Annotated in this window: 11 protein-coding genes; 3 read left to right on the top strand and 8 right to left on the bottom strand. The window is 48.8% G+C overall.

What is annotated here, in order from left to right:
- Positions 1-139: helix-turn-helix domain-containing protein (locus ACXM0J_RS18375; protein WP_135897992.1), on the top strand; the 139-nt coding region annotated here is incomplete at its 5' end.
- 91 nt (positions 140-230) lie between these two features.
- Here ACXM0J_RS18375 and ACXM0J_RS18380 read toward each other — a convergent pair.
- From ACXM0J_RS18380 to ACXM0J_RS18400, 5 genes are all read right to left on the bottom strand, one after another.
- Entirely contained in the window at positions 231-650 is a 420-nt protein-coding gene (locus ACXM0J_RS18380) for a PaaI family thioesterase (RefSeq protein WP_000029507.1), read from the bottom strand.
- Position 651: 1 nt separating this feature from the next.
- Positions 652-1,116: a PaaI family thioesterase gene (locus ACXM0J_RS18385; protein ID WP_000378064.1), complete on the bottom strand. Its 465-nt coding sequence runs from the start codon at positions 1,114-1,116 to the stop codon at positions 652-654.
- 56 nt (positions 1,117-1,172) lie between these two features.
- Positions 1,173-2,144: a BtrH N-terminal domain-containing protein gene (locus ACXM0J_RS18390; protein WP_000186299.1), complete on the bottom strand. Its 972-nt coding sequence runs from the start codon at positions 2,142-2,144 to the stop codon at positions 1,173-1,175.
- The gene (locus ACXM0J_RS18395) at positions 2,141-2,767 is read right to left on the bottom strand and encodes a TetR/AcrR family transcriptional regulator (RefSeq protein WP_000952904.1); all 627 of its coding nucleotides are present in this window, start codon (positions 2,765-2,767) and stop codon (positions 2,141-2,143) included. Before ACXM0J_RS18395 ends, ACXM0J_RS18390 begins: the two co-directional genes overlap by 4 nt.
- 83 nt (positions 2,768-2,850) lie before the next feature.
- Complete coding sequence (locus tag ACXM0J_RS18400) at positions 2,851-3,720, bottom strand: metal-dependent hydrolase (RefSeq protein WP_000149466.1); 870 nt, start codon at positions 3,718-3,720, stop codon at positions 2,851-2,853.
- A 656-nt stretch (positions 3,721-4,376) separates the two neighbouring features.
- Between ACXM0J_RS18400 and ACXM0J_RS18405 the strand changes: the two genes are divergently transcribed.
- Positions 4,377-4,607: an IS5 family transposase gene (locus tag ACXM0J_RS18405; RefSeq protein ID WP_004656998.1), complete on the top strand. Its 231-nt coding sequence runs from the start codon at positions 4,377-4,379 to the stop codon at positions 4,605-4,607.
- Positions 4,608-4,645: 38 nt separating this feature from the next.
- Here ACXM0J_RS18405 and ACXM0J_RS18410 read toward each other — a convergent pair whose 3' ends face one another.
- The 3 genes from ACXM0J_RS18410 to ACXM0J_RS18420 all read right to left on the bottom strand — a co-directional run bounded on the left by ACXM0J_RS18410 (position 4,646) and on the right by ACXM0J_RS18420 (position 7,708).
- Positions 4,646-5,860, bottom strand: coding sequence for an NAD(P)/FAD-dependent oxidoreductase (locus tag ACXM0J_RS18410; RefSeq protein ID WP_001193555.1), 1,215 nt, complete (start codon positions 5,858-5,860; stop codon positions 4,646-4,648).
- 86 nt (positions 5,861-5,946) lie between these two features.
- A complete protein-coding gene (locus ACXM0J_RS18415; protein ID WP_009516417.1) occupies positions 5,947-7,329 on the bottom strand; it encodes a cytochrome P450 in 1,383 nt (460 codons plus the stop codon).
- A gap of 58 nt (positions 7,330-7,387) precedes the next feature.
- Entirely contained in the window at positions 7,388-7,708 is a 321-nt protein-coding gene (locus tag ACXM0J_RS18420) for a 2Fe-2S iron-sulfur cluster-binding protein (protein WP_004658513.1), read from the bottom strand.
- A 216-nt stretch (positions 7,709-7,924) separates the two neighbouring features.
- On the opposite strand from ACXM0J_RS18420, the gene cypR reads away from it, so the two are divergent.
- Positions 7,925-9,004, top strand: a complete 1,080-nt coding sequence (gene cypR / locus ACXM0J_RS18425; protein ID WP_005071493.1) for a transcriptional regulator CypR — start codon at positions 7,925-7,927, stop codon at positions 9,002-9,004.
- Positions 9,005-9,211: the final 207 nt, after the last annotated feature.

A 9,211-nucleotide genomic window follows, 5' to 3' on the forward strand; every position in this document is an offset into this window, starting at 1 on the left:
CAAGGGCCGTAAGCCGTCACTGACTCCTGAACAAGTGGCTCTGCTGCATCAACGTCTTGAATCTGGCGACTACAAAACCAAGCGAGCATTGGCGAAGGAGTTTGGGATTTCTGCGCCAACGCTGTATCGGTATCAGTAGTAGTTCCAGCTATTTGATATTATTTGTCTATCTATTGAAAATTTTTCTGAGTAAAACAGGGTCGGCATCCTGAACTGAGCTTGCTCCAATTTTATTTGCTGCTAACCGTAAACAGGAATCGACCGATACAAACCAACTTGCCATCAAGTAGTAACTGAACCGATACTGTCGTAATGCGCCGACCCGCACGAACAATACTGGGGACTGCCTGTAACGTACCTATAAATGCTGGCCGCAGGTAATCAAAGGTCATCGTGGAGCATAAGGGCAGCTCATTATCACCACGCTGACGGGCAAGATAGGCGGCGGCGGCCACTTCACCAAAACTCGCGAGAATGCCGCCATGAAACGTGCCAATCATCGGGTTGCCGATATGCGAATCACGAAAGTCCATAAAGTACTGTATTTCTCCATGTTGCATTTCCTCACGAAAACCTAGAAAATCGACAAAAGGCTCGTCACACAATTTTAGTGGGGGTGTTTCCGCGCTCATCTGATTTACTATACTCATATCACTCGCCTCGCGCTTCATTGCTGTCAAAAGAGGGTCCCATCGTGCCGATTGCGAAAGAACCAGTGACAGTAGCCAGTAGCTCACCACTGTCTTCTGCAACCGCTCGGCCCGTGATAAAGGCCACCGTATCGGTTCTACCAATGCAATCCACTATCGCCTTTAAACCTACCGCAGAGGGAATACGTCGCAAAAAATCGACACGCAAATCAATAGTGGCAATCGGCTCTAACGACCGCAATGACGAAAAAATAGATAAGCCGCAAGTCGTATCCAGCAGCGTCACCAAAGCCCCTCGATGCAGTGAGCCTTTACGGTCAGAGAGTTGCTCAGAGAAGGGCATCGTCATCTCGGCATGACCATCGCTCACTGCACCAACACTAATATTGAACATATTGAATAAAGGGTGATTAGTACCAAAAAACGCCTTAGCCATGGTCAGGTGTGCCGTGTTATTACTGTCCATTTTTGAACTCCCGCCATTGCTGGCTGATTTTATTGCGAAAAAATTAGCGGCACGTCTCAAAGTGCAAGGGCGGCATCTGTATAATTACGTTCGGCCTGCATCACCGCCACAATGGCCTCTTCAATGGCGGCATATGGAAAGTTTGTGCTTTCCGAGGCAGACTTCAAACACATGGCTAATGCCGTCCATGCTTTTTCGCAAGCCCTCATTAACAGGGGCAGTCGATATTGCTGTACACTTGCGTCATAGTGAACCGCTTCATCAAGGAATTCAGCGTACATTTTGCGGAAGCCGCCGCCACCTGTGCCACGCTTTTCAATAATTTGGTAGGCAAATCGGGTCGTCCAGTGCCAATCGCCTGTGGCTCCCCAACGACTCAGTTCGGCCAGCCATGTTTCCAGTGCCGATATGCCACTCACAGCTAATGACTTGGCGTTGTCATGGATGACACCGGTAATCATCTCGGGGGTAATTTCGCCTTGAAACGCGGTGGGCGTGAACATATTGCCATAGTGAATAAATGGGGGCTGTGTAGAAAAACGTGCGCGGGTCAGTGCCTCTCGCGTCACCGACAAAACACTCGGACGCTCGGTATCGGTGACAAATACCGCACCTGTCTCTGGATTTCTCGACCAAGCGGCTATGGCGTGACCGGGAAAGTGCGTGCTGCTGTTGAAGTAAGGTAAATAAAAAATATCCGTCAGCAACAGGGTGGGGTGACCCGCATCCAAACATTTCTCCAGCGCGGTGGCTGCCGATTCGGGTGACTCGAAGGTTTGCCACTCAAAGGGTATACCGATACTTTCAAATACGCGCGCTTCAAACCCCAAAGACCGCACATGCACTAAAAATGGCACAGGGGCGTCAGCCATTTCCAAATAGGTCACGCCAAGCCCTGAGCCTAATCCAAAGCACATGGCCTCGGAAATATTCAGCCCATTAAACTCGAGCAAATCACGAATTGCGGAGCTGCCACAATGCCTCCCGATGGCGTGCGTGATACGGGATGGAGTCTTATAGTTGGTCACAGGTTTTTTGCCTCTTCGTGAAAATCTGGATTAAGGATGCCTCTTGTCATCATCTGCCATATCGCATCCGCGATCTGTTCAAGATTGTACTTACCATTTTCTTTATACCAAGTGGCAGCCCAGTTTATTGCTCCTAGCCCAATCAGTCTTAACAGATCTGCATCCACATCGTTTCGGATACAACCATAAGACTGCAGATCATCAAGAATTGTCTGCCAATATCGCTCGTATCTGTCTCTCTCAGCAATAATCTGCTCACGTGCGACTCCATGTACCGAGCGCCACTCAAACAACAACACATAAACCATATCGTCACCCGACATAAGGATATCGACATGTGTCTGCAGTGCCGATTGCATTTTTTTGAGTGGATCTTGAATCGCGGAAGTCGCCTCAACAATCCTGTAAATAGTTCTCTCAATAGCAAGCCGCATCATATCAACCAAAATATCGTCTTTACTACGATAGCGGTAATGCAGACTGCCTGGAAGAATACCACAAGCACTGGCAATTTCTCGCACACTGGTACGCTCAAAACCCTTTTCTCGAAACAGCTTGGCAGAAGCGGCTAATACTCTCTCGCGGTCAGCAACTTCGACTCGCGTAGATTCACTACTCAACATAGTTTGACTCATAACATTATATCAATAAGACAGGTTACTCGACTTGGTCAAGTCGAGTCGAGTCTTTCACGGTCTCTCCTGATCTATACAGCTTTTGCAATGGGGACATTAAAAACAATTCGTGACGCTTCCATAGGGTCTTGATGCTTATCATATTCAGCCAGCCAAGAATTAACCTTTTCTGGGATTTCGGTGTCGCTAGGATGGAAACCTGGCTTAAACCAGTCCAGATAGCGTGGAATAAGTCTGGTAATCAGGCCACGTGGTCCATAGAGGCGATAAAATCCCTTAGCAAGCACCAATGGCTGACCTTGTAGTTTGTCAATTTTCAACATATGCCAAAGAACTGAGCCAACCACCGCATGTACCAGTAGCGTTCCGATAATCAAAGCAGATGCGCGGGTGAAATACCCCCCACCTGCCGCTGTTTCGTAAACATCAAAGGCTACTGTTTTGTGTTCGACTTCTTCTACCCCATGCCACATGAACATGGCACGCATTGCGGGATGAGCATTCTTGAACATCTCACCCTCACCCTCCATAGCACCCTCGCCTAGTACAGCAGTAATATGTTCAAAGGCAGCTGTCATGGCCAACAGATACTTGGCGGGCAGGTGTTTTTGGGAGAGCCGAATAAATAATTTGAATCTTGCGATGACCTTTTCGACATGAATGCCTTGCGACTGCATCACCGCATTATACTGGTCATGCACAATGCCATGTTGCGCTTCTTGGCGAAAAAAGTTTTTGATATCTTCTCTCAGTTTAGGATCTGTGACCAGATCCTGATAGTTACGCACCGACTGAATAAAAAAACGCTCTCCATCGGGGAAGTGAATAGAAAGTGCATCAAAGAAGCGTGTTAACACCGGGTCACCGTCGTTCCAAAAAACTGGAACATCACTTAAATCAAACCGCGGCTTACGTGGCTGGATATTGATCATATGAGTCATGGCGAGAGTTTCCTTGTAAAGGCATCGAATGTCTGTAAACCTGCTATCACATTTGACCTTGAGCAATATTTTTCACCTTGGTCAGGCACAGCAAATATCACACAAGAATTCAACGGGTATTGGTCAAATGACCAAATGCATATTTTGAATATATATTGGTCGATTGACCAAATGTCAAGCCTGTCCTCAAAATTTGATAGAATGAGTTAACAACGCAGCAGGTGAGCCAGATCATCTTTGACATCGAATATAGCTACCAGACCTTTTGGCAGAGGTGTTTTTTTAATGTTAGTTTTTTTACATTAGAGTGTGTTGACGTTTGAAAATATTGATTGCAAATTGGAGGCAGACTCAGAGAATTAAAGCTCTCCCCATCCGAGTCCACCATGCCACGCTTTATGCTGAACGACCAACATTGAGCAAAGATTTCTCCTATGCTCAAGCAACAGGACATTGATCACAAACCAAATTTACGGCTCACCGTAGAAGCCATGCTCTACAGAATGTGGGTGAAATGTCCATGGCTAGACCTACCTCCTGACTGAGTTTGGTCAGCAGCCTAATCTCTACAAAAGATACAACGACTGGTCAGCAAAAGGTTTTTTCCAAAGCATACTCAGGGTTTTATCTACTGACTCTGATATAGAGTAGGGGTTATGGATAGCAATTACGTCAAGGCACATCAACATAATGCACGTGCTGCAACTCACGATCAGGAGGCGATTGGCTTAAGTCGAGGTAGCAAGACAAGTAAGATCCATCTTGCCGTAGATGGGTATGGATTACCCATCGTGTTTGCGATCACGGGTGGTGAATTACACAAAGCCAAAGCTGCACCTGACTTGCTCTCACAGGTATCTATCGATGCCATTCTGATTAACATCTGAATCAGCGTAATGCAAATCTAGCCTGATGTAGTTTTAAGCTACCCCATCAACGCCTGTACCGCAATCGACTCATCCGCCAACCGCAGTGGATCGACCGCCGTACCAGCCGTGATCAGCTTTTTGCTTAGCATAAACTCCTGCGGACGATTCACACAATCCGCCGCAATCAGGCGACCCGCCTGCAAATAAAACGCTGCAAAGCTACGCCTTTGCTGCACATCACCCCGAATCACGATCTGATCATACCCCTGACTGAGTCCCGCAATCTGCAACTTTAGATCATACTGATCTGACCAAAACCAAGGCAAACTCTTCGAGGTCCGCTGTAAGCCACACAAGGTCGCCGAGGCAATTTTGGCCTGTTCATTGGCGTTTGGTACCGACTCCAAGCGCATCCGCCGCTGATAAATCGGATTAAACGCATTGGCACAATCCCCGATGGCCACAATCTCTGGCGCACTGGTACGGCAATACTCATCAATCACAATACCATTGTCCACCTGCAAGCCCGCGTCCAGCGCCAACTCGATATTCGGTACAACCCCGACCCCGATGATCACCAGATCTGCATCGAACATCGAACCATCGGCACACAGCACCGCTTGCGCCCGCCCCTCACCCGTGATCGCCGTGACCGACACACCGGTATGAATCGTCACACCCTGTTCGCGATGAATCCGCGTATAAAAGTCCGACACTTCCGGTGCAGTTACCCGCTGCAAAATCCGCTCGGCGGCTTCCAAGACCACCACCTGCATGCCCTGCTCGGTCAATGCGGCGGCTGTTTCAAGACCGATATAGCCACCACCGATCACCACTGCTTTGCCGTTGGGTTGTACAAATGGCTGGATAGCCTGTACATCGCTGATATTTCTAAGATAATGCACACCTGCCAAATCAGACCCAGCCAGCGACACCGTCCTGACTCGTGCACCGGTACACAGCGCCAACTGGTCATACGCAAGCGTACTGCCATCTTGTAGTGTCACGCTGCGCGCTGCCCGATCAATCGCAACCACCCGCCCGTGCCGAAATTCGATCTGATTTTTTTGATAAAAAGCGGCTGGCCGAATCAATAACTCATCGACCAGTTGTGCACCGCATAAAAAGGTCTTGGACAACGGCGGTCGATGATACGGCAAATACGGCTCATCGCCGATCACCACAATCTCGCCCTGCCAGCCATCTGGCCGCAGACTTGCCGCCAACTGCGCCGCAGCATGACTTGCGCCAATGATGACGATTGTTTGCATATGAATTCACTCAGTTCATGGTTGATGCACAGCATCAATTGTTGCCGACGACAGTTGCAAAATGCCTCTGTCGCCTATTTTGATACCTACGCTTTGGCAGTCAGTTTGACCATCATCTTGGCATAGCCGCGCACAAAGTTAGACTGCACCAACTCTGGCTCACCCAATACCTCAATATTGTCGAAGCGAAGCAATAACTCCTCCCACAGAATCCGCAACTGCATCTCGGCCAAGCGATTGCCCATACAGCGATGCACACCAAAGCCAAATGACAAATGATTGCGTGCACCTTTACGATCAATCAAAAACGCATCTGGCTGTTCAATCACCCGCTCGTCACGATTGCCCGAGGCATACCACATTAAGATCTTGTCGCCCTTACGGATGGTTTGGCCGTGCATCTCGATGTCTTGCTTGGCGATGCGACGCATATACGCCAGTGGGGTCTGCCAGCGAATGATCTCGGACACCATATTTGGAATCAGGCTCGGTTGGTTTTTCAGTTTGACAAACTGCTCAGGAAACAGGTTCAGCGCATATACCCCGCCGGTCATGGAGTTCCGCGTGGTGTCATTCCCACCGACAATCAGCAAGGCCAAATTGCCCAAAAACTCCATCGGACGGTGAATCAAATCCTTGGTATCGTCATTGCTCAGCATTAAGCTAATCAAATCAAATCCCATCGGCTCACCTGCCGCTTGCTGAGCCGCCTTGGCATGCCACAGCGCGGCAAACTGCTTGGCCATATCAGCGGCGGCATTAAAAAGCACATCGTTGTCGCTAATCTCACCGCCCGTGGCTTCTGCGCTGCCCGCCAACGTATCAGACCAGTACACCAGCTTGTGCCGCTGTTCATACGGAAAATCTAACAAGGTCGCCAGCATGCGTGCGGTGATTTCTTTGGACACCCGCTCCACCCAATCAAACGGCGTATCGAGCGGCAAATCATCCAAAATCTCTTGTACCCGACTGCGGATCAGCCCTTCCATTTCTTTTAAATTTTTCGGTGCGACCACACCTTGTACCGCTTGACGCTGCACATCGTGCTTAGGCGGATCCATTGCAATAAACATTTCCACATCCAGTCCGGCGGGCGGCTTGCCAATCACAATCACCGGTTCCGCCGAAAACAGCTCGTGGGATTTGTCCACGAACACAATATCGTCATAACGGGTAATCGACCAAAATGCACCGAATGGACTGCTTTTTTGGTAATGAACAGGACGCTCGTCGCGTAGCCGCTTAAAGTATGACTGCCATTGATGCTGTCGATATAAAAACGGATTGCTCATATCGATGTCTTCGAGCTTGAGCGTGGCAACATCGGGGATTGGCTTTTCTACAAAATCAGGGAACGGTTGCGCCTGTGTCACCCGTTGCTTGACCTTTTGGAACACCTGCATGCCTTTCACTTGTAAATGCATGGGTATCGGCAGCAGGGCTGAAATTTGGTTTAGTGTGGCTTGCATGTTTTTCATGATTCATTCCTCAATGATGATGCTTAACAGCTGTTGAAATCTGCCGTCACTACATTTGAAACTCAGGCAAATGCACCACCATGCCATCCATTGCATCGGACAATTGAATCTGGCACGCCAAACGAGACGACGCCGTACCTTCTGGTACCATCTCTAGCATGCGCGCCTCTTCGTCATTGGGCTGTCCTGTCGCCGCCAGCCAAGCACCGTCAACGATCACATGACAGGTTCCACAAGCACATTCGCCACCGCAATCTCCATCAATGCCGGATACGCCGTGATCGATAGCCAGTTGCATCAGCGACTTGCCCGCTTCGATGTCAAGTACGGTGGCGGTACCGTCATACTCGATCAATGTAATTTGACCCATTATTACTACTCCTGTGTGGTATACGGTTGCTGGTGACGCCGATGAAAATAGCCATCCCTCTTTACTCATAATAGACATGTATCCATACTGCTTACAGGTCTCTTGTTGACAATATAGGGTCATTAAAAGACGATTATGGCGCTGTAGCCCCATCGTCGATTGCATTTTTCTAGTCGATGTTCTTTCATACTGGTCTGTTATTGAGGTGTTTGAGCCATGTTGCATCCAAGTCTGCTGACTGGTCTCGCCAGTACAAGTGAATCTGCTAATATCCCCTGTAGCTATACCCGTCTGATTGGCCTAGAGCTGGACTTGCAGGCGCGTGACCTACCTAAACTATTAAAATTCACCACGCTGACCGCTGAACAACTGATGCGTGACGACACGATGATCACGGCCAGCCAACAGATTCAAATCTTACAAAATAGCTTGGAGTTGTCCGCATCCGATCAGTTTGGCTTGCGTTTAGGGCAGCGGCTCACGCCGTCAACACATGGCTCGATGGGCTTTTTAATCAATAGCAGCCCGAACTTATTGGCCGTGTTACAAGCGTTTCAAACTTTTTTGCCGACCCGTATGAGTTTGATTAGGCTCGAAACACACACCAATGCTGAGTGGACGACCTGCTTGATTTTCTTTGAGCAGACCTTGAGTCATGCAGTACATCGGCTACTGTCCGAAACTGTTGCGGTGATTTTTTCGGAATGTGCCGAATTTATTGTTGGACGACCGCTGACCGAGGCGGTGATTCAGTTTAGCCATCCCGCCCCCGATCATCATGCCTGTTACGCGGATTATCTTGCCGGTACCTATCAGTTTGATCAGCCACAACTGTCGATCCGAGTGCCGACCGAGTTGTGCTTGATTGCCAATGCATCCGCGCAGCACGATAGCTATCTGCTGGCGATGCAACAATGCGAAATGATCCTCAACCGGCTCAAGACCCAACAACACAGCACCACCTACCAAGTGCAAAAAGCCATGCTGTCCTATCCGCTCGGGCAACTGAGTGAAGAGGATCTGGCTGCAGCCTTGTTTATGAATAAGCGTACGCTGGCCAGACGTCTGGTCAAAGAGAACACGAGTTACCGGCTGATTCGAGATCGGATTTTATCTGAGAAAGCCAGTAGTTATTTACATGACCCTCAAATATCGGTCGAGGCAATTGCCAGCTTACTGAATTACCACGACTCTGCTAATTTTCGGCGCGCGTTTAAACGCTGGTTTGGTGTATCACCAAGTGCTTATCGGCGAAAAATCACCCATCGGCAAGAAGAAAATGACCTGAGAGAATGAGGTTGTTCGTATGATTGTTAATACGTTGAAACATCAATACGCCCTAGAAAAATACCTTAAAACGCTATGTCAGAGATGGCAATCATATGGCAGCCCTCCACTTCCAATCCGATAACCTCAACTCAACCCAACGCTTGCAACCCGCTGTGAACTCTGTAGAGGTTTTAATTCCCATTGCAGCCCATCCACCGTCAATGTCTTCAGTTA

Source organism: Acinetobacter sp. GRABPA_MV_2 (assembly GCF_056725885.1).